The 18,537-nt window shown below is 71.3% G+C and carries 14 protein-coding genes and 1 tRNA gene; 6 read left to right on the top strand and 9 right to left on the bottom strand.

Features of this window, described 5'->3' with window-relative positions; genetic code table 11:
• Positions 1–199: 199 nt before the first annotated feature.
• Positions 200–1,345, bottom strand: a complete 1,146-nt coding sequence (gene hppD, locus ACZ60E_RS17400) for a 4-hydroxyphenylpyruvate dioxygenase (RefSeq protein WP_469441351.1) — start codon at positions 1,343–1,345, stop codon at positions 200–202.
• Between the two features lie 122 nt (positions 1,346–1,467).
• On the opposite strand from hppD, the gene ACZ60E_RS17395 reads away from it, so the two are divergent.
• From ACZ60E_RS17395 to ACZ60E_RS17375, 5 genes are all read left to right on the top strand, one after another.
• Positions 1,468–1,944 carry an Lrp/AsnC family transcriptional regulator gene (locus tag ACZ60E_RS17395; protein ID WP_107016413.1) on the top strand — a complete coding sequence of 159 codons (477 nt, stop codon included), beginning with the start codon at positions 1,468–1,470 and terminating at the stop codon, positions 1,942–1,944.
• 30 nt (positions 1,945–1,974) lie between these two features.
• Positions 1,975–2,622, top strand: a complete 648-nt coding sequence (locus ACZ60E_RS17390) for an ABC transporter permease (RefSeq protein WP_107015967.1) — start codon at positions 1,975–1,977, stop codon at positions 2,620–2,622.
• Positions 2,623–2,638: 16 nt separating this feature from the next.
• Entirely contained in the window at positions 2,639–3,925 is a 1,287-nt protein-coding gene (locus ACZ60E_RS17385) for a betaine/proline/choline family ABC transporter ATP-binding protein (protein ID WP_469441793.1), read from the top strand.
• 179 nt (positions 3,926–4,104) lie between these two features.
• Positions 4,105–4,863 carry an ABC transporter permease gene (locus ACZ60E_RS17380; RefSeq protein ID WP_384805302.1) on the top strand — a complete coding sequence of 253 codons (759 nt, stop codon included), beginning with the start codon at positions 4,105–4,107 and terminating at the stop codon, positions 4,861–4,863.
• Positions 4,860–5,837 carry a glycine betaine ABC transporter substrate-binding protein gene (locus ACZ60E_RS17375; protein WP_384805224.1) on the top strand — a complete coding sequence of 326 codons (978 nt, stop codon included), beginning with the start codon at positions 4,860–4,862 and terminating at the stop codon, positions 5,835–5,837. Before ACZ60E_RS17380 ends, ACZ60E_RS17375 begins: the two co-directional genes overlap by 4 nt.
• A 40-nt stretch (positions 5,838–5,877) precedes the next feature.
• Here ACZ60E_RS17375 and ACZ60E_RS17370 read toward each other — a convergent pair whose 3' ends face one another.
• From ACZ60E_RS17370 to ACZ60E_RS17355, 4 genes are all read right to left on the bottom strand, one after another.
• Positions 5,878–6,696, bottom strand: coding sequence for a S16 family serine protease (locus tag ACZ60E_RS17370; protein WP_384805226.1), 819 nt, complete (start codon positions 6,694–6,696; stop codon positions 5,878–5,880).
• Positions 6,697–7,077: 381 nt separating this feature from the next.
• Positions 7,078–7,722, bottom strand: coding sequence for an IclR family transcriptional regulator (locus ACZ60E_RS17365; RefSeq protein WP_384805228.1), 645 nt, complete (start codon positions 7,720–7,722; stop codon positions 7,078–7,080).
• Positions 7,723–8,212: 490 nt separating this feature from the next.
• Positions 8,213–10,015, bottom strand: coding sequence for a DEAD/DEAH box helicase (locus ACZ60E_RS17360; protein ID WP_384805230.1), 1,803 nt, complete (start codon positions 10,013–10,015; stop codon positions 8,213–8,215).
• 218 nt (positions 10,016–10,233) lie between these two features.
• Positions 10,234–11,688 (bottom strand): MFS transporter, encoded by a 1,455-nt coding sequence (locus ACZ60E_RS17355; protein ID WP_384805232.1) that lies wholly within the window; start codon positions 11,686–11,688, stop codon positions 10,234–10,236.
• A 200-nt stretch (positions 11,689–11,888) separates the two neighbouring features.
• On the opposite strand from ACZ60E_RS17355, the gene ACZ60E_RS17350 reads away from it, so the two are divergent.
• A tRNA-Cys gene (locus tag ACZ60E_RS17350) sits at positions 11,889–11,960 on the top strand.
• A gap of 80 nt (positions 11,961–12,040) precedes the next feature.
• Here the strand turns inward: ACZ60E_RS17350 and ACZ60E_RS17345 are convergent.
• The 4 genes from ACZ60E_RS17345 to ACZ60E_RS17330 all read right to left on the bottom strand — a co-directional run bounded on the left by ACZ60E_RS17345 (position 12,041) and on the right by ACZ60E_RS17330 (position 18,464).
• Positions 12,041–13,261 carry an SUKH-4 family immunity protein gene (locus ACZ60E_RS17345; protein WP_469441347.1) on the bottom strand — a complete coding sequence of 407 codons (1,221 nt, stop codon included), beginning with the start codon at positions 13,259–13,261 and terminating at the stop codon, positions 12,041–12,043.
• Positions 13,262–13,660: 399 nt separating this feature from the next.
• Positions 13,661–15,970: a xanthine dehydrogenase family protein molybdopterin-binding subunit gene (locus ACZ60E_RS17340; RefSeq protein WP_384805240.1), complete on the bottom strand. Its 2,310-nt coding sequence runs from the start codon at positions 15,968–15,970 to the stop codon at positions 13,661–13,663.
• Positions 15,967–17,574 (bottom strand): (2Fe-2S)-binding protein, encoded by a 1,608-nt coding sequence (locus ACZ60E_RS17335; protein WP_469441341.1) that lies wholly within the window; start codon positions 17,572–17,574, stop codon positions 15,967–15,969. The genes ACZ60E_RS17340 and ACZ60E_RS17335 overlap by 4 nt, the downstream gene beginning before the upstream one ends.
• Positions 17,571–18,464, bottom strand: coding sequence for an FAD binding domain-containing protein (locus ACZ60E_RS17330; RefSeq protein WP_107015942.1), 894 nt, complete (start codon positions 18,462–18,464; stop codon positions 17,571–17,573). The genes ACZ60E_RS17335 and ACZ60E_RS17330 overlap by 4 nt, the downstream gene beginning before the upstream one ends.
• Positions 18,465–18,537: the final 73 nt, after the last annotated feature.

The following is an 18,537-nucleotide window of genomic DNA, read 5'->3' as shown; positions in this document are numbered from 1 at the left end:
GGTCGGCCGTGGGTCCGGGCGGTCGGCCGTGGGTCGGGGCCGTGCCGGTACGTCGAGTCCGCCGCCTCCCGGGTGTACCGCCCCAAGAATGGGAGCGACCGTCGATTGCAGGAGCCCTATGCGGCGGACTTCGACGTACCGGCACGGCCCGCTCCCGTTGTCTGCCGGGTGCGGGCCGTGCGTGGTGGAGGGCTCTGGATCAGAGGTTGCCCCGGCGGTCCTGCTCTCGTTCTATTGCCTCGAAGAGGGCCTTGAAGTTGCCCTTGCCGAAGCCCATGGAGCCGTGGCGTTCGATCATCTCGAAGAAGACCGTCGGCCTGTCCTGGACCGGCTTCGTGAAGATCTGCAGGAGGTAGCCGTCCTCGTCGCGGTCCACGAGGATCTTCAGTTCGCGCAGTGTCTCCACGGGGACCCTCGTCTCGCCCGCCCATTCGCCGAGGGTGTCGTAGTACGAGTCCGGGGTGTCGAGGAACTGGACGCCCGCCGCGCGCATCGTGCGGACCGTGTTGACGATGTCGTTGGTGTTCAGGGCGATGTGCTGGACGCCCGCGCCGCCGTAGAACTCCAGGTACTCGTCGATCTGGGACTTCTTCTTGGCGATGGCCGGCTCGTTGATCGGGAACTTGACCTTGAGCGTGCCGTCGGCCACGACCTTGGACATCAGGGCGCTGTACTCGGTCGCGATGTCGTCGCCCACGAACTCCTTCATGTTCGTGAAGCCCATGACCTCGTTGTAGAAGCCGACCCATTCGTTCATCCGGCCGAGTTCCACGTTGCCGACGCAGTGGTCGATGGCCTGGAAAGTGCGCTGGGCAGGGGGTTCGACGATCGGGGCGGCGGCTGTGTAGCCGGGGAGGTACGGGCCGTCGTAACCCGTGCGCTCCACCAGGGTGTGGCGGGTCTTGCCGTACGTGGCGATCGCGGCCAGGACCACCGTGCCGTGTTCGTCTTTCACGTCGTGCGGCTCGGTGAGGGGGGTCGCGCCGTGCTCGACGGCGTACGCGAACGCCGCGCGTGCGTCCGGGACCTCGATGGCGAGGTCGACGACTCCGTCGCCGTGCTCCGCCACGTGCTCGGCGAGGAAGGTGCCCCAGGGGGTGGCGGGCCTGATGACCGAGGTGAACACGAAACGGGCGGAGCCGTTCTCCAGGACGTAGCTCGCGGTCTCCCGGCTGCCGTTCTCCGGTCCGGAGTACGCGACGAGCTTCATGCCGAAGGCCGTGGAGTAGTAGTGCGCCGCCTGCTTGGCGTTGCCCACGGCGAAGACGACCGCGTCCATTCCCTTGACCGGGAAGGGATCTGCCTGTCGCGCGGTATGAGGGGTGTGGTGCGTGGTCTGAGTCATGGGCGCAGGCTCTCGCCCTTCAGCAAGGTGCGCAATTGTTTGCGATGTGGCTGGGCAATGTGTTCAGTGGAGGGCCGCTGCCCCTCTACTTCTTGTACAGGGTGACCACCTCGGAGGTGCTTGTGGGGATCGATCGTTTGGACGGGCGGCTTCTTGTGCTGCTCGCCGAGGAGCCCCGGATCGGGGTGCTGGAGATGTCCCGCCGGCTCGGTGTCGCGCGCGGGACCGTGCAGGCGCGGCTGGACCGGCTTCAGTCGAATGGAGTCATCCGGGGATTCGGTCCGCAGGTGGATCCCACGGCCCTCGGATATCCCGTCACCGCCTTCGCGACCCTGCAGATCCGGCAGGGGCAAGGGGCGGACGTACGGGCGCACTTGGCGACCGTGCCCGAGGTGCTGGAGCTGCACACGACCACGGGTGGCGGGGACATGCTGTGCCGGCTCGTGGCCCGGTCCAACGCCGATCTTCAACGGGTGATCGACCGGGTTGTCGGTTTTGATGGCATTGTCCGGGCCTCCACGGCGATCGTCATGGAGAACCCCGTTCCGCTGCGGATCATCCCGCTGGTGGAGCAGGCGGCCAGGGACGACGACGGCTGAACGACCGGGCTACCGAGTGAGGTGACAGCGATGAACTTCTGGGAGTACCTCGGCAGCCGTCATCAACAGCTCCTCGCCGACGCTTTCCAGCACGCCAGCGCCGTTTTCCAGTGCATGGTCGTCGCCACCGTCGTGGGGGTGGTGATCGGGGTCGTCACCTATCGAAGCGACTGGGCCGGGAACCTCGCCACGATCACCACGGCGACCCTGCTGACCATTCCCTCGCTCGCCATGATCGGTCTGCTGATCCCGGTGGTGGGGCTGGGTGTTCCGCCCACGGTCATCGCGCTGACCCTGTACGGGTTGCTGCCCATCGTGCGGAACTCGATCGTCGGGCTGCGCGGCGTCGACCCGTCGCTGGTGGACGCCGCGACCGGTATCGGGATGTCGCGGCTCGCCCGGCTCGTACGCGTGGAGCTGCCGTTGGCCTGGCCGCCGATCCTGACCGGGATCCGGGTCTCCACGCAGATGCTGATGGGCATCGCCGCCATCGCCGCGTACGCCTCCGGGCCCGGGCTCGGCAACGAGATCTTCCGCGGTATCGCCTCCCTGGGCAGCAAGAACGCGCTCAACCAAGTCCTCGCGGGCACGCTCGGGATCATCGTCCTGGCGCTGCTGTTCGATGCCGCGTACGTCCTCATCGGGCGGCTGACCATCCCTAGGGGGATTCGTGTCTGAGACAGCAGCAGAGACCGTGGAGGGGGCGCGGGAGGGTGGGGGTGGGCATGACGCCACCGGGGCCACCATTCGGCTGGAGAGTCTGAGCAAGCGGTATCCGGGGAGTTCCGATCCCGCTGTGGACAGCGTCAACATGGAGATCAACGCCGGTGAGCTGGTGGTGCTGGTCGGGCCCTCCGGGTGCGGCAAGTCCACCACGCTGAAGATGATCAACCGGCTGATCGAGCCCACGGGCGGGCGCATCCGCATCGGTGGCGAGGACGTCACCCACATGGACCCCGTGAAGCTGCGGCGCAAGATCGGGTACGCCATCCAGTCCTCGGGGCTCTTCCCGCACATGACCGTCGCCCAGAACATCGGGCTCGTGCCCAAGATGGTCGGCTGGTCGAAGGGGCGCGTCGCCGAGCGGATCGAGGAGATGCTCGATCTGGTGGGGCTCGATCCCGGTGAGTTCCACGGGCGTTATCCGCGGCAGTTGTCCGGAGGGCAGCAGCAGCGGGTGGGCGTGGCGCGGGCGTTGGCCGCCGATCCGCCTGTGTTGTTGATGGACGAGCCGTTCGGTGCCGTCGATCCCATCACTCGTGATCATCTGCAGGATGAACTGATCCGGCTGCAGCACGAGTTGCACAAGACGATCGTCTTCGTCACGCACGACTTCGACGAGGCCATCAAGCTCGGTGACCGGATCGCGGTGCTGCGGGAGCAGTCGCACATCGCGCAGTTCGACACCCCGGAGGCGATCCTCACCAACCCCGCCGACGACTTCGTGTCCGGGTTCGTGGGCGCGGGGGCCGCTCTGAAGCGGCTGAACCTGACGCGCGTACGGGATGTGGAGATCACCGACTATCCGACGGTGACCGTCGACGACCCGCTGCAGGACATCTTCAACAAGATCCGGGCGAGCGGTACGAACGAGATCCTGCTGCTCGACCGGCGGGGGCGGCCCTACAAGTGGCTGCGGCGCGGGGATCTCATGCGGGCGCGGGGCTCGCTGGCCAGGGCCGGCACGCTGGTGAACGACACCGTGACCCGGGACGCGACGCTGCGGGACGCGCTGGAGGCCGTGCTCACGGACAACGCGGGGCGGGTCGTGGTGACCGGGCGGCGCGGCGAGTACACCGGCGTGGTGGACATGGAGACGCTGATGAACTCCGTGCAGGAGATGCTGGAGGCCGACCGGCTCGACGCGATGGAGCACCAGCACGACCTGGAGGAGGCCCGCACCGAGCAGACCCGTCATGAGCAGACACGTCACGAGCAGGAGGGCGTGGGTGGCGGCGGCGACGGGGAGGCGCAGGCGTGAGCACCCCTGAAAGCGGTCGTGACGGCGGCTCGGGGCCCCGGGACGCCCCTACGGGGCCCGAGGATGTCCGTACGGGACCCGGGGACGTTCGTACGGGACCCGGAAACGTCCGTACCGGCTTCGGGGACGCCGGTCCTGAGGCCGGGCGGGAGGCCGCCTTCGACGAGGACCTCTCCGCGGTGGCCGCCAAGTCCCCCGCACCCAGGATCAGTTGGCTGAAGCTGACGCTCCTGCCGACCGTGCTCGTCGTCGGGCTGCTCTGCACCTGGCTCTGGTTCCGCCAGGCGGATCTCGACCCGCTCTCCGAGAACGCGCTCAGCAACGGGCAGGTGTGGAAAGCCCTGCGCCAGCACATCGAGCTGACCGTGATCTCCACCTTCTTCGTGCTGATCATCGCGATCCCGCTGGGCATCCTGCTGACGCGCGGCGCCTTCCGCAAGGCGACCCCGGTGTTCATGACCTTCGCCAACATGGGACAGGCGACGCCCGCGATCGGGCTGCTCGCCCTGCTGGTGATCTGGCTGGGCATCGGCCGGAAGGCGGCCCTGATCGGCATCATCGCGTACGCCGTCCTGCCCGTCCTGTCGAACACGATCGCCGGGCTGAAGGCGAACGATCCAACGCTCCTGGAGGCCGCCCGGGGCATCGGCATGTCCCCGCTGGGCGTGCTGAGCCGCATCGAACTCCCGCTGGCCGTACCGCTGATCCTCGCCGGGGTACGGACCGCGCTCGTCCTGAACGTGGGCACGGCGACGCTCGCCACATTCGGCGGAGGCGGCGGTCTGGGTGTGCTGATCACGACCGGGATCACCAATCAGCGGATGCCGGTGCTGGTCCTCGGCTCGATCCTGACCGTCGCGCTGGCGCTGCTGGTCGACTGGCTGGCGTCCCTGGCCGAGCTCCTGCTCAGTCCACGCGGCCTGGAGGCGGGCTCATGAGGCGGGTTACGTCGGTTACGGGTCCGGTGGCGGCGTTGGCCCTGCTGGCGGCGGTGTCCGGGTGCGGGCTGACCAGTGGTTCGCCCATGGTCGACGACGTGAAGCCGGGGTCGGTCGGGAAGGGGCAGCCGCTCAAGGGCGCCGATCTCACCGTGACGTCCAAGGAGTTCACCGAGCAGCTCATCCTCGGCGCGATCATGGGCATCGCCTTCCAGGCGGCCGGCGCCGACGTCCTCGACCGCACGGGCATCCAGGGGTCCATCGGCTCCCGGGAGGCGGTCAAGAACGGGGACGCGGACGCCGGTTACGAGTACACGGGCACCGCCTGGATCACCTACCTGGGCAACAGCGACCCCATCGCGGATCCGCAGAAGCAGTGGGAGGCCGTGCGCGAGGCCGACCTGAAGAACGGGCTGACCTGGCTGCCCCCTTCGAAGCTGAACAACACGTACGCGCTCGCCATGAACCAGGCCAACTACAAGAAGTACGGCACGAAGACGCTCTCCGAGGTGGCCGCCCTCTCCAAGAAGGACCCCAAGGCCGTCACGCTCTGCGTGGAGAGCGAGTTCGCCAACCGGGCGGACGGGCTGCCGGGCATGGAGAAGGCCTACGGCATGAAGGTGCCGAGCGGGAACATCACGCAGATGGACACCGGGATCATCTACACCCAGGTGCGGAAGGGCAGTTGCACCTACGGGGAGGTCTTCACCACCGACGGGCGCATCAAGTCCATGAACCTCGCCGTGATGGCGGACGACAAGAAGTTCTTCCCCAACTACAACGTGGCTCCGCAGATCAACACGAAGGCCCTGAAGAAGTACCCGGCGATCGCCGAGGTCCTGGCCCCGATCACGAAGCGGCTCGACAACGACGTGGCGCAGGAGCTGAACGCCAAGGTGGACGTCGACGGCGAGGATCCGCACGCGGTGGCGCTGGACTGGATGAAGAAGGAAGGGTTCGTGAAGGACGGCTGAGCGGCGGGTGAGCGGCGGGCACGCTGTTCGCGGGCGGGGCTCAGCAGGAGGGGACGGAGCCCTTGCCCTTCTCCAGCGCCACCAGGGAGTCGACGGCGCCCTTGAGGGTCGTCACCGGGATGAGGCGCAGCCCCTTCGGCAGCTCCGACTTCGCGTCCGAGCACTCCGCCTTCGGGACCAGGAAGACCGTGGCGCCGTCGCGGCGGGCCGCCTGCGTCTTGAGGGCCACTCCCCCGACCGCGCCGACCTTCCCGCCGGCGTCGATCGTTCCCGTACCCGCGATGACCCGGCCGCCCGTGAGGTCGCCGCCGCTGCCGTCGCCGTCCAGCTTGTCGACGATGCCGAGGGAGAAGAGGAGTCCGGCGCTCGGGCCGCCCACGTCGGCGAGCTTCAGCGTGACCTCGATGTCGTCCGACCGCTCGCCGAGCTGGTTCAGGGCCGCCTCGGTGGCGGTGTCCTGGGACTTCTTCATCTCCTCGGCGTTGTACTCCTCGATCTCCTCGACGTTGTCGCCGCTCGGGTAGACCGAGTCGCGCGGCATCACCGCACGGTCCGTACGGAACCAGCCGTCGAGCACGTCGCCCAGGCCGATGCTCGCGTCCGGGCCCGTCGCCTCGATGGTCGTCATCCGCAGCTGCCCGCTCGTGTCACGGGCCTTCGCACCGGAGATCGTGATGACCGGGTCACCCTTGTTCTCACCGAGCACATCGGCCGTCATCCCGGGCTGCGCCAACGAGAACGGCAGGGGCGCGAACACGGCCACGGCGAACAACCCCACGACAGGCAGACCGCACAAGGCGACGGCCTGAAGGCGGGAGAGACGGGAGAGACGAGGGAGACCGGAGAGACGAGAAGCCACGGGATCAATCTAACGGAGAGCAATCGATCACTCTCAGGGGCACGGCTCCAGCGGCACGGGCAACGCCGCCGTCTTTGGCTTTCAGGGGCGCGGTCCTCAGCTTTTAGGGGCGCGGGGAACGGCGCAATCTTTTGGCTTTCAGGAGCGCGGGCAACCGCGCAGCCTTCGGCTTTCAGGAGCACGGGCAACGGCGCGGTCCTCGGCTTTCAGGGGCGCGGGGAACGGCGCAGTCTTTCGGCTTCAGGGGCGCGGGGAACTGCGCAATCTTTTAGGGGCGCGGGGAACTGCGCGACCAGCAACAGCGGACCCGCAGCCGACCCACGCCCCCACCCCGGCCAGGGCACCGGCCACGGCACCGGCCAGGGCCCTCCCAGGGCCAGGTCAACGAAGTGCGTCAGCCACTTCCCGCGCGGCGTCGACAACCCGCGGCCCCACCCGCTCAGGCACCGCGTCGGCCAACATCACCACGCCCACACTCCCCTCCACCCCCGTCACACCGATCAGCGCCGCCGCGGCCCCACTCGCCCCGGCCTCCAGCTCGCCGTGCGTGAGCGTGTAGCCGACCTCACCGTCCGCACCTCCGGCCCGCGCGGCGAGGATCGCCTTCCCGGCGGCCCCCCGCTCCAGCGGATGCCGGAACCCGGCGCGGTAGGCCACGTGATAGTCGGTCCACGTCGGCTCGACCACGGCGACGGCGAGCGCCTCCGTACCGTCGACCAGCGTGAGATGGGCGGTCGCCCCGATGTCCTCGGCCAGCGACCGCAGCGCGGGCAGCGCGGCCTCGCGGACCAGCGGATGCACCTGGCGGCCGAGCCGCAGCACCCCGAGCCCGACCCGGGCACGGCCGCCCAGGTCACGGCGGACGAGGGCGTGCTGTTCGAGCGTGGCGAGCAACCGGTACACAACGGTCCGGTTGACTCCGAGTTTGTTGGACAGCTCGGTGACGGTCAGACCGTGGTCGGTGTCGGCGAGCAGCTTGAGGACGCGCAGTCCCCGGTCGAGCGTCTGGGAGGTTTCCGCGGTCACGACGCCCACTCCTTAGTGGTGAGAGTCGGCGACCCCCTACGTGGCGGATGCGTCACCGGTCCCATCGGCGACGCGCGTCAGAGGCCGCCGGTCGGCTGCGGCCCGGGTACTCCCGGGCGGGCACCGGCTGCGCTCCGCGGCGGCGCTGCCACGGGGCGTGTGCGTAGCGGGGACAGTAGCGAGCTGGTTCGCTCAGCGGAAGGCTCCGTCCAGAATCCGGTCATGCGCAGGTACGGACCGTTCCTGGTTACCCACGGTTTGCTCCCGTTCTGGCCGGATGTGGGCGCCGCGGGCAACTCGACGTGCACCACCTCTGCACAGAGCGCGCACGCCTCCCGAAGGGGCGCGCACACGCGCGAGCGCCGGTGCCATCAGGGCACCGGCGCTCGTGTCGACGTACAGGCGTGTTCGGGCGTGTTCGGACGCGTACGGCCGTGTGGGTTCCAGCATGCGGACGCGTGAGGCCCCGAGGCGCGTCAGGGGTGGGTGGTCACCGCATGCGGGTCGCCCATTCCTGCACCTTCTCGATCCGCTGGCGCAGCTGCCCGGCGGTCGCCTCCGCGCTCGGCGGGCCGCCGCAGACGCGGCGCAGCTCGGTGTGGATCACGCCGTGGGGCTTGCCGCTCTGGTGGACGTACGCGCCGACCATGGTGTTGAGCTTCTTGCGCAGCTCCAGCATCTCCTTGTGGGAGACCACGGGGCGGCGCTCGGCGGGCAGTTCGAGGAGGTCGGCCTCGTCGTCGGGCTTCTTGCGGCTGTGCGCGATCTGCCGGGCCTGGCGCTTCTGGAGGAGGAGCTGGACCTGGTCGGGTTCGAGGAGCCCGGGGATGCCGAGGTAGTCCTGTTCCTCCGCGCTTCCCGGGTGGGCCTGCATCCCGAACTCGGCGCCGTCGTAGAGGACCCGGTCGAAGACGGCCTCGGACTCCAGCGCCTCGAAGGAGAACTGCTCCTGCTCGCCGGTGTCCTCGTCCTGCTCCTTGTTCGCCTCCTCCATCTCCTTCTCGGATTCGGCGTACGGGTCCTCCTCGCTCTCCTTCTTGGGCTTGTCGAGGGCGTGGTCGCGCTCGACCTCCATCTCGTTGGCGAAGGTGAGGAGGTCGGGGACGGTCGGCAGGAAGACGGAGGCGGTCTCGCCGCGCCGCCGGGACCGTACGAAGCGGCCGACGGCCTGGGCGAAGAAGAGCGGGGTGGAGATCGTGGTCGCGTACACGCCGACGGCCAGGCGCGGTACGTCGACGCCCTCGGACACCATCCGGACGGCGACCATCCAGCGGTCCTCGCTGTGGCTGAACTCGTCGATCCGGTTGGAGGCGCCCGTGTCGTCGGAGAGGACGAGGGTGGCCTTGTTGCCGGTGATCTCGCGGATGAGCTTGGCGTAGGCGCGCGCGGAGTCCTGGTCGGAGGCGATGACGAGGGCGCCGGCGTCCGGGATGCCCTTGCGCACCTCGGTCAGCCGCTGGTCGGCGGCGCGCAGCACGCTGGGCATCCACTCGCCGCGCGCGTCGAGGGCCGTGCGCCAGGCCTGGCTGATGGCGTCCTTGGTCATCGGCTCGCCGAGCCGGGCGGCGATCTCGTCCCCGGCCTTCGTACGCCAGCGCATGTTGCCGCTGTAGGAGAGGAAGATGACGGGCCGCACGACGCCGTCGCCGAGTGCGGAGCCGTAGCCGTAGGTGTAGTCGGCGGAGGAGCGGCGGATCCCGTCGTTGCCCTCCTCGTACGCGACGAAGGGGATGGGGTTCGTGTCGGAGCGGAACGGCGTACCGGTGAGGGCGAGCCGGCGGGTGGCGGGCTCGAAAGCCTCCAGGCACGCCTCGCCCCACGACTTGGAGTCACCGGCGTGGTGGATCTCGTCGAGGATGACGAGGGTCTTGCGCTGCTCGCAGCGGTTGCGGTGGAGCATGGGCCGCACGCCGACACCGGCGTAGGTCACGGCGACGCCCTGGTACTCCTTGCTGAGCGGGCCCGCGCTGTACTCGGGATCCAGCTTGATCCCTATGCGCGCGGCCGCCTCCGCCCACTGCTTCTTCAGATGCTCGGTCGGCGCGACCACGGTCACCTGCTGCACGACATGGTGGTGCAGCAGCCATGACGCGAGCGTCAGCGCGAAGGTCGTCTTGCCGGCGCCGGGCGTGGCGACGGCAAGGAAGTCACGCGGCTGCTCCTGGAGGTACCGCTCCATCGCCCCCTGCTGCCAGGCGCGCAGCTTGTTGGCGGTGCCCCAGGGGGCCCGGCCGGGGAACGCGGGCGACAGATGGTGCGAGGACGCGGCGCTGGCGACGGAAGAGGCGGGCACGAAGGGCCCTCCAGTGAGGGTGTCGGGGGACGACGGGCGGGCGGTAGTCACGGTCTCCGTGGGGTGGTCGAGCCGCTCGGCCACGTATGACGACGGCTGCGTATGACAACCGGGCCACCCTACCGGCGCCCCGTGAACGTCAACGCGCGGACGACGCGGGGACCCTCCGGGATGGGACTCAGCTCACATCGGCCCGCCCCGGCTCACTCCGGCTCGTCTCAGCCCGCCGAAGGGACCCGCAGCCGCGTGGTCACCCACGCTCCCACCAGTGCCACCGCCGCCATCGGCAGGAACACCACCACGAAGGCCGCCGGGTGGCCGCCGGAGGCCTGGGTGGCCGCGTGGGTGACCGTGCCGCCGCCGAGCGCCGCGAAGGCCGCGCCGCCCGCGGCGAGGAGCAGGACGTTGGCGAGGCCGTCGGACATCTGGAGGGCGGCGGAGTTGTTGCCGGCCTGGCCGGGGGCGGAGAGATGGAGCAGCAGGACGCTGGTGGAGGAGATCACCAGGCCCATCCCGAAGCAGCCGAACGCCCAGGCCACCGCCACCGTCCACACCGGCACCCCGTCGATCAGCACGGTCGGCGCGGCGGCTATGGCTGCCGCGGTCAGCACCATGCCCAGCATCATCAGCCGCTCCCGGTACGGCTCCACGCGCGCCCTCGCCTGCACGAAGGAACCCAGCGCCCAGGTGCCGCCGCCGGCCGCGAGGGAGAACCCGGCGAGTGTCGGCGACAGGCCCCGCTCGGTGACCAGCATCAGCGGCACGAACGACTCCGCCGCGATGAAGGAACCGGCGGCCACGCCGCGCAGCAGCACCACGGACGGCAGTCCGCGCGCCGCCAGGTAGGTGCCTCGCGGCAGCAGCCCGAGGACCGCCGGGACGAGCAGCGCGGCCCCCGCCACCCCCGGGACCAGGGACAGCCACCGCAGGTCCTGGGCGGCGTACTGCAGCAGGCCCGCGCCCGCGGAGATGCCCAGTGCCAGCCGGATGCGCCGCCGGTCGAAGGGCGCGGGGAGGGTCCCCTCCTCCGGTCCGGACGCCCGCCTGCGTATCTGCGGCAGCGCGAGCGCCAGCGGCAGAAGGACCAGCACCGGTACGCCGACGAAGACCCAGCGCCAGCCGAGGTGCTCGGTGACCGCGCCGGAGGCGAGGGGGCCGACGATGGACGGAACCACCCAGCTCGCCGCGAACGCCGCCATGATCGACGGGCGCAGCCGTGCGGGGTAGGCCCGTCCCACGACCACGTACAGCGCGACGATCACCAGTCCGCCGCCCAGGCCCTGTACGGCCCGGCCGAGGATGAACAGCCACATGGCCCCGGCCGTCCCGGACAGCAGCAGCCCCGCCGCGAAGGCGCCTATCCCCGCGGTGAGGGACCCCAGCGGGCCGGCCCGGTCGGACCACTGCCCGGCCAGCACCATGCCGAACAGGCTCGTCGTGAAGTACCCGGAGAACGCGAACGCGTACAGCGAGATCCCGTCCAGCTCCCGCGCCGCCACCGGCATGGCCGTCCCGACGGCCGTCGCCTCGAAGGCGATCAGCAGCACGACGGACACGATCCCGATGCTCAGCGCCCGGTACGGACTGCTGAGCACGCCGTCCGGGGCGACGTCTTCGATCGGTGCGCTCGGGGTGGCGGCGACGCCGGTGTCGCCCGGTTCCAGGGAGGTCATGTTCGCCAGGGTAAGGGGCAAGAACGACCTTGACCCCTGTCGGAAGACGGCCCCGACCTGAGACCTTGGTCGTACGACCCCGCCCCGCCCTTTGTGAACGCGGCATGGCAGTCCCGTTGCAGCACCCACGACACCCTTGGCCACGCCCACCCCGGCCCGTACGGTCGACACAACGAGTCCGGAACGACGGACTCAAGCTTGGCCGTGTGCCCGAGTGGCTTAGGGACTCGCCTGCAAAGCGAGGCACGTGGGTTCAATTCCCGCCACGGCCTCTGGTCCGGTGTCGGGGTCGGCTGCCTTCGGGTGGTCGGCCCTGCGTCGTGTGCGGGCAGTCAGCGCGGCCCTGGGCGTCTCAGAGCACCCCTCCCGCCTCGTCCTGGAACATCTCCGTCCAGTAGTGCCACTCCGACCCCGGGGCGGTGCCTGTGGGGTCGACCGTCGACAGGGTCTGCGTCATGGTCGTGGCGAGCTGGTCGTAGGCCTCCTCCGTCAGTTCGTGGGAGAGGGACTCGTCGATCGTCCGCTCGCGGTGGAGCAGCCACAGGGTGAAGGCCAGGGTCGAGACGTCCGTGTTCAGGGCGTACAGCGTGGCGTCGGGCTCGCTCCAGTCGAGGATCGCGCCCGTCTCGCCGTCCACGATCAGGCTGTTGTCCTCGATCAGGTGACCCAGGCGGATCAAGTGGTGTGCGTCGCGCGGGAGTTGGTCGGGGGTGAACACGTCCGGGCGCTCGTCCTCGTAGTACTCGGCGAGCGTCGGCAGCGGTACGTCCGTGTCCAGCTGGAACAGGAAGCCGTCCTCGGGCAGGCCCGTCTCTCGCAGGAAGTGCCGCGTCGGCTCGTGCGCGAGGGCGGCGGGGAAGTCGACGTCCTCGAAGCGCACCACCCGGCCGTGCCCGAACTCCTGGTCCAGCAGGCGGGCCGGGAGGTCGAGGGTCAGTGCGGAGTCGGCCGGCGCGCCCGCGACCAGGGCCATCGGGCGGATCAGCGCCGCCATCTTCCAGAACGGCGGGACCTCGCCGTCGACGCCCTCCTCGAACAGCGCCAGCAGCTGCCGCGACATCGCGGTGACGGCCTTCGGGCCGAACCGGCCCTCGTAGGAAGCGAACTGGCCCCTCCTCGCGGACATCTCGTCCGTCGCCGTCACGAAGTCCGTGAGCGTCCGGAGGGAGGGGGCGAGCGGGACGCGGTCCATCAGGTCGGGGCGGTCGTGGAGGAAGAACGTGGTGGACACCTCGCCCGTCGCTCCGTCGAGCAGCACCGACTCCGTCTCCGGGCCGGCGGGGTCCCGCAGCGCGCCGATCACCAACTGCTCGCGCAGTTCGGGCGGGAGGGCGGCCGGGTCTCCCGTCGAGTCCCCCACCGTGCGCAGTCCGTCCTCGCGCAGGGCCTCGAAGGTCAACAGGCCGCTGTCACCCGGCAGTCCGGGTCCCGTCAGCCAGCGGCGCGTCGGTGGGTGCGTGACGTACGGGTCCAGTGCGTCCTCGTGCAGAGTGATCTTCTCGGTGCCGATGCCGGTGTCGGTGTTGATGTCGGTGCCGCTGTTGGTGCCGATGCCGGTGTCCGTCGTGCCCATCGTTCCCCCGCGGATCGTTGTTCGCAGTCCCCCCGGCAGGACCGGGCCGGGCGGCACGCAGCCATGCGCCCAGGCATGCCGCCACGCACGCCGAGGCATCCGGATGCGCCTCGAAACACCCGGAAACGGCCCGCCGCCCAGCGGTCCTCCCCCACTGACCAGAACACTACCCGGCACCACTGACAACGCCCCTGGATCGCGCTGACCAGCGGCTTCTCACGATCTCCCGCTGACTCGCCGTCAGCCCCGCCCGAATCCCGCCGAGTCCCGCGGGCCGGCTCGGCGGACGCGGGCCGACTCCGGGCCCGCTCCGGACCGCCAGGATCGCGTCCCCGTCAGACAGACGCGCGCGCAGGACCGCACCGCCGTCCACCACTCACCCGGCGTCCGGCACGTACCTCACTGCGTCGCCGTCACCACGGCCGCCTGAGGCCTTATCGGCAGCCGGTTCACGGGGCGTCCCGTGGCCGCCCGGACCGCGGACGCGACCGCCGCGGGGGACGTGACGACCGGTACCGCGCTGACGGCCTTCGCTCCGAAGGGCGCGACCACGTCGCGCTCCTCGACGAGCTTGACGATGCGGATGTCGGGGGCGTCGAGGGCGGTCGGCAGCGAGTACCCGGTGAGGTCGGGATGGCGGACGAGCCCGCGCGCGGTGCGCAGGTTCTCCGTGAGGGCGGCGCCGATGCCCTGGGTGACGCCGGCCTCGATACGGGCGGTGAGCTGCGCGGGGTTCAGGATGCGGCCCACGTCCTGGGCGAGCGCCAGTTCGACCACGCGTACCGAGCCCAGCTCGATGTCCACGTCCACCACCGCGCGGATCGCGCAGAAGGCGAGGCCCACGAAGGCGTCGCCCTGGCCCGCGCCGTCCAGCGGCTCGGTGGGGTGCGGGCGGCACTGCGCGGTCGCCCACAGCTCCTTGCCGTCCATCGCCTCGGCGACGGTCGTCGACAGCACGCCGTCGTACGAGGTGATCTTGCCGTCGGTGATCTGGAGCAGCTCGGTGGACATGCCGAACTTGTGGGCCAGGGGCTGCAGCAGCTGCGTACGGACCATCTTGGCGGCCCGTTCGACGGCGCCGCCGGACACCCAGGTGTGCCGGCCGCGGGCACTGGGGCCCGCCGGGGGCTGGTCGGTGTCCACGGAGGCCACATGGACCTCTTCGATGCCGAGCGTCTCCTGGACGATCTGCCGGGCCAGCGTGGTGAAGCCCTGGCCGGTCTCCACGGCCGCGCAGAGCACGGTGGCGATGCCGTCGTGGACCTTCACGGTGGCCGTCGAGACCTCGTCGGTGCCCTCGGCGCCGAGCATGTGGACCATCCCCAGGGCGTAGCCGACGCCCCGCCGTACGGCGCCGGGTTCCCCTGCGCCCTCGGGGCCGCCGGGGAGCAGCCACTCGTCCTCGGGGGTGTCCTTGGGGAGGGCGGGCAGCGGGTGGTCCTGGACGGCCTGGAGCAGTTCGGCCACGGGGGCCGGGCAGGTGACGGTCTGGCCGGTCGGCAGGACGTCCCCGGTGGCCAGTACGTTGCGCAGGCGCAGCTCGGCCGGGTCGACGCCGAGCTTCTTGGCCAGCTTGTCCATCTGGGCCTCGTAGGCGGCGCACACCTGCATGGCGCCCTCGCCGCGTACGTGTCCGGAGGGCGGGTTGTTGGTGCGTACGGCCCAGCCCTCGATGAAGGCGTTCGGGACGACGTAGGGGCCGCAGGCGAAGGAGACGGCGGCGGCGAGGGCCTCCGAGGAGGTGTCCGCGTACGCGCCCGCGTCGAGGAGGATCTGCGCCTCGACCTTGATCAGCCTGCCCTCGGCGTCCGCGTGGTGGCGGTAGCGCAGCAGGGTGGGGTGCCGGTGGACGTGCCCGAGGAAGGATTCTTCGCGGGTCGCGGTCAGCTTGACCGGGCATCCGGTCTTGAGGGCGAGCAGCCCCAGGGGGAGCTGGAAGCCCTGGTCCTCGCGGTCGGCGGTGGCGCCGGGGACGCCGGTGACGACGACCTTCACGCGCTCCGGCTCCAGGCCGTAGCAGGCGGCGGCCGTGTCGCGGTCGGTGTGCGGGTCGGTGGAGGCCACGTAGAGCTCGACCCCGCCGTCGGGGCGGGGCACGGCGAGGCCGGCCTCCGCGCCGATCGGGGCTGGGTCCTGGCGGCCGATGCGGTACAGGCCCTCGACGACGATGTCCCCGGCCGCGTCCGGGTCGCCGTGGCGCAGCGGGATGTGGCGGATGAGGTTGCCGTCGGGGTGCAGGGGCTCGGCTTCGAAGGCCTGCTCCGGGTCGGTCACCGGGTCGAGGATCTCGTACTCGACGATGACGGCCGCGGCGGCCATGCGCGCGGTGTCGGGGTGGTCGGCGGCGACGGCCGCGATGGCCTCTCCGTGGTGGCGCACGACGTCGGAGGCGAAGACCGGCCGGTCGGCCCTGCCGCGGCCGAGCAGCGCGGTGCCGGGCACGTCCTCGTGGGTGATGACGGCCTGGACGCCGGGCATCTCGCGCGCGTGGGTGGTGTCGACGGACAGGATGCGCGCGTGCGGGTGCGGTGATCTCAGGACGGCGGCCCACAGGAGGCCCTCGGCCCACAGGTCCGCCGCGTACGGGAAGGTGCCCTCCGTCTTGGCGCGGGCCTCCGCGGACGGCAGGGACACGCCGAGACCGTGCGGCGGCGGTTCCGGTGCGGTGCCGGGCTGCGCGGTGGTCGCGGTGGCGGTGTCGTTGCTCACGCCTGGCCTCCGTCCTGGCCGTACGGCTGCTCGTGGGGCTGGTTGGACTGGTGGGGCTCGAACGCGGACGGGTTGACGCCTCCGCCGCCGGGGCCCGCCTGGTGCGGGATACGGGCCTCGTCGCCGTCCGAAGAGTTCTCGGCGGCAGTGTGGGCCTCCCGCTCGGCCACGACGTCCCGTACGGCGTCCAGGACGCCCCGGTAGCCGGAGCAGCGGCACAGGTTGCCGCACAGGGCCTGGCGGGTCTCCAGGTCGGTCGGCGCGGGGTTGCCCTCAAGGAGGTCGTGCACGGTCATCGCCATGCCCGGGATGCAGAAACCGCACTGCACGGCACCGCACCTGGCAAGGGCCCGCTGGACGTCCGAGGGCTGCCCGTCGGCGGCGAGGCCCTCGACGGTGCGCACCTCGCTCCCTGCGGCGGTCACGGCGGGCACCAGGCAGGACGCGACGAGCCGGCCGTCCACCTGGACGTTGCAGGCGCCGCACTCGCCCTGCGAGCAGCCGTCCTTGGCGCCCGCGAGGCCGAGGCGCTCACGCAGTACGTACAGCAGCGATTCGCCGATCCAGGCGTCCGTCACGGGCCGCTCGACGCCGTTCACCCGCAGGACGTACGAGGCGAGGGGGTGGTCGTTGTGCGGGGCGATGCCCTGGGGGTCGTCGGACCCGGACTCCTCGGCGGCCCCGGTGTCCGTGAAGGACGCGGTGGACCCGTCGGACGGGGCGTCGGGAGTCTCTTCGCCGGGCTCCTCCGTGGAGGCCGCCTCCGGGTCGCCCGCGGGGTCGTCCGCGAACTCCTGGTGGTCGTGCCGGGACGCGGCCCCGGAGGGCTCGTCGCGTCCGTCGTCGCGGCCCTGGTCGCGCTCCACGGAGACGGCGATCTCGTCGGCGTGCGCTCCGGAGACGTCGATGATCTCGGCGGCGCCGTGCTCGGCGGGGGCGTGCGGCCCGGTCGCGTCGGCGGGCTGCTGCTGCTCGGCCGGCTGCTGGGCCCAGGGCTCGTTGGCCCACGGCGCGGCCGCTCCGCCCGGCAGCGTGGCGGGCGGACTGCCGCCCCACTGCTCGACGAGCGAGGACGTGGTGAACTCGCCGGACTCGTCCGGCAGATCACCGTCGGCGAGCGGGATGGACCACTGTCCGGTGACGTCCTGACCCGAGGGGTCGTGTCCCGTCCCGTCGTGTCCGTGCGGGCCCTGGCCGCCCTGTGCGGGCTGGTCGAAGTCCCACTGGCCGGTGGACCCGGGGTTGTACGCGAACTGGTCCTGGGGGGCCTGCAGGTGCTCTTCGGGGAGGGCGTTCGGGTCGGGCCACCGTACGTCCTGCCGCTGACCGTGGCCGGCCGCCTCGGGCGGTGCGCCCCAGGAGCCGGCGGACCCGGGGTCGTTCTCGGCACCCGTGCCGGGCGCGACCGTTATCGGCGGCGGTACGTAGCCGTGGCCGGGCGCGGCGAGCGGCGAGTCCGCGAGGAGGGCGTCGATGCCCCCTTCGGGGAGCTTGACGAAGGCGGTGGCGCCGTCGTCGTAGTCGCCCTGGGGCAGCGGGTCCCAGCGGCTGCCCGCGCGGGGCCCGCCCTCACCGTGCTGATCTCCGTGCTGGTCGTCGGTCACGACAGTGCCCTCCCCAGTGCTCGTCGGGCCAGCGCGGCGACAGTGCGCCGCAGGTGCAGTACGGCGGGTGGCAGCGGCGGGACGGAACCGTCCTCCTCGGGGGCCGCGTCGGGGATGCAGGCCGCGGCGACGTACTCGCCGAAGGCGGCCAGCGCCTCGGGCACGATCGCGCGGTTGTTGTCCCAGTCGATCAGCGAGGCGACCCACTGTTCGGCGTCCAGGGGGCGCAGCGGCATCGGCGCTATGGCACCGACGGCGCACCGCACTCCGCGCCTGGCGGGGTCGAGGACGAGCGACACGGAGGCGATGGCGCGCCCCGGGCCGGTCCGTCCGGTCGCCTTCAGGAAGACCTGGGGCGCGTGCAGCAGCGGCACGCGCACGTACCCGATGAGTTCGCCGCCGCGGAGCATCTCCATGCCCGCGAGCAGGTGCGACACGGGGATCTCACGGCGGGCGCCGCCCGGGCAGGCGATGATGAGGGTCGCTTCCAGCGCGGCCAGCACCGGGAGCGCGTCCCCGGTGGGCGACGCCGAGGCGATGTTGCCGCCCAGGGTGCCCGCGTTGCGGATCTGCGGGGGTCCGGCGGCCCGCGCGGCGGCCGCGAGGGCCGGGATGAGGGCGGCGAAGTCGGGGCGCCCCATACGGGCGTGGGTGAGGCCCGCGCCGAGGAGCGCGTGGCCGTCCTGGTACTGCCAGCCGCGGATCTCGCTGATGCGGCCGAGGCCGACGAGTGCCGCGGGCCTCAGCTGTCCGGAGTTGACGGCGGCCATGAGGTCGGTGCCGCCGGCCACGGGAACGGCGGCGGGCATGGCTGCGAGCGCCGCCACGGCCTCGTCGAGTGAGGCGGGCAGCGTCACGGCGTGCGCCGCCTGCGGTGCGTGCGTGGTCAAACCGGCTGCCCCTTCCCGCTGCCCCACCTGGTCCCACCTGTGTTGCCGTACGGTACGTGCTGACAGGGCGGAC

This window comes from Streptomyces sp. NPDC102514, assembly GCF_055584525.1.
Note: the sequence above shows the minus strand (reverse complement) of the source record. Positions and strands in the feature narration are given on the sequence as shown.

Excerpts from the sequence above, each read along its gene's own strand:
- hppD (WP_469441351.1), bottom strand. The coding sequence starts at position 1,345 with ATGACTCAGACCACGCACCACACCCCTCATACCGCGCGACAGGCAGAT.
- ACZ60E_RS17390 (WP_107015967.1), top strand. The coding sequence starts at position 1,975 with ATGAACTTCTGGGAGTACCTCGGCAGCCGTCATCAACAGCTCCTCGCC.
- ACZ60E_RS17375 (WP_384805224.1), top strand. The coding sequence starts at position 4,860 with ATGAGGCGGGTTACGTCGGTTACGGGTCCGGTGGCGGCGTTGGCCCTG.
- ACZ60E_RS17355 (WP_384805232.1), bottom strand. The coding sequence starts at position 11,688 with ATGACCTCCCTGGAACCGGGCGACACCGGCGTCGCCGCCACCCCGAGC.
- ACZ60E_RS17345 (WP_469441347.1), bottom strand. The coding sequence starts at position 13,261 with ATGGGCACGACGGACACCGGCATCGGCACCAACAGCGGCACCGACATC.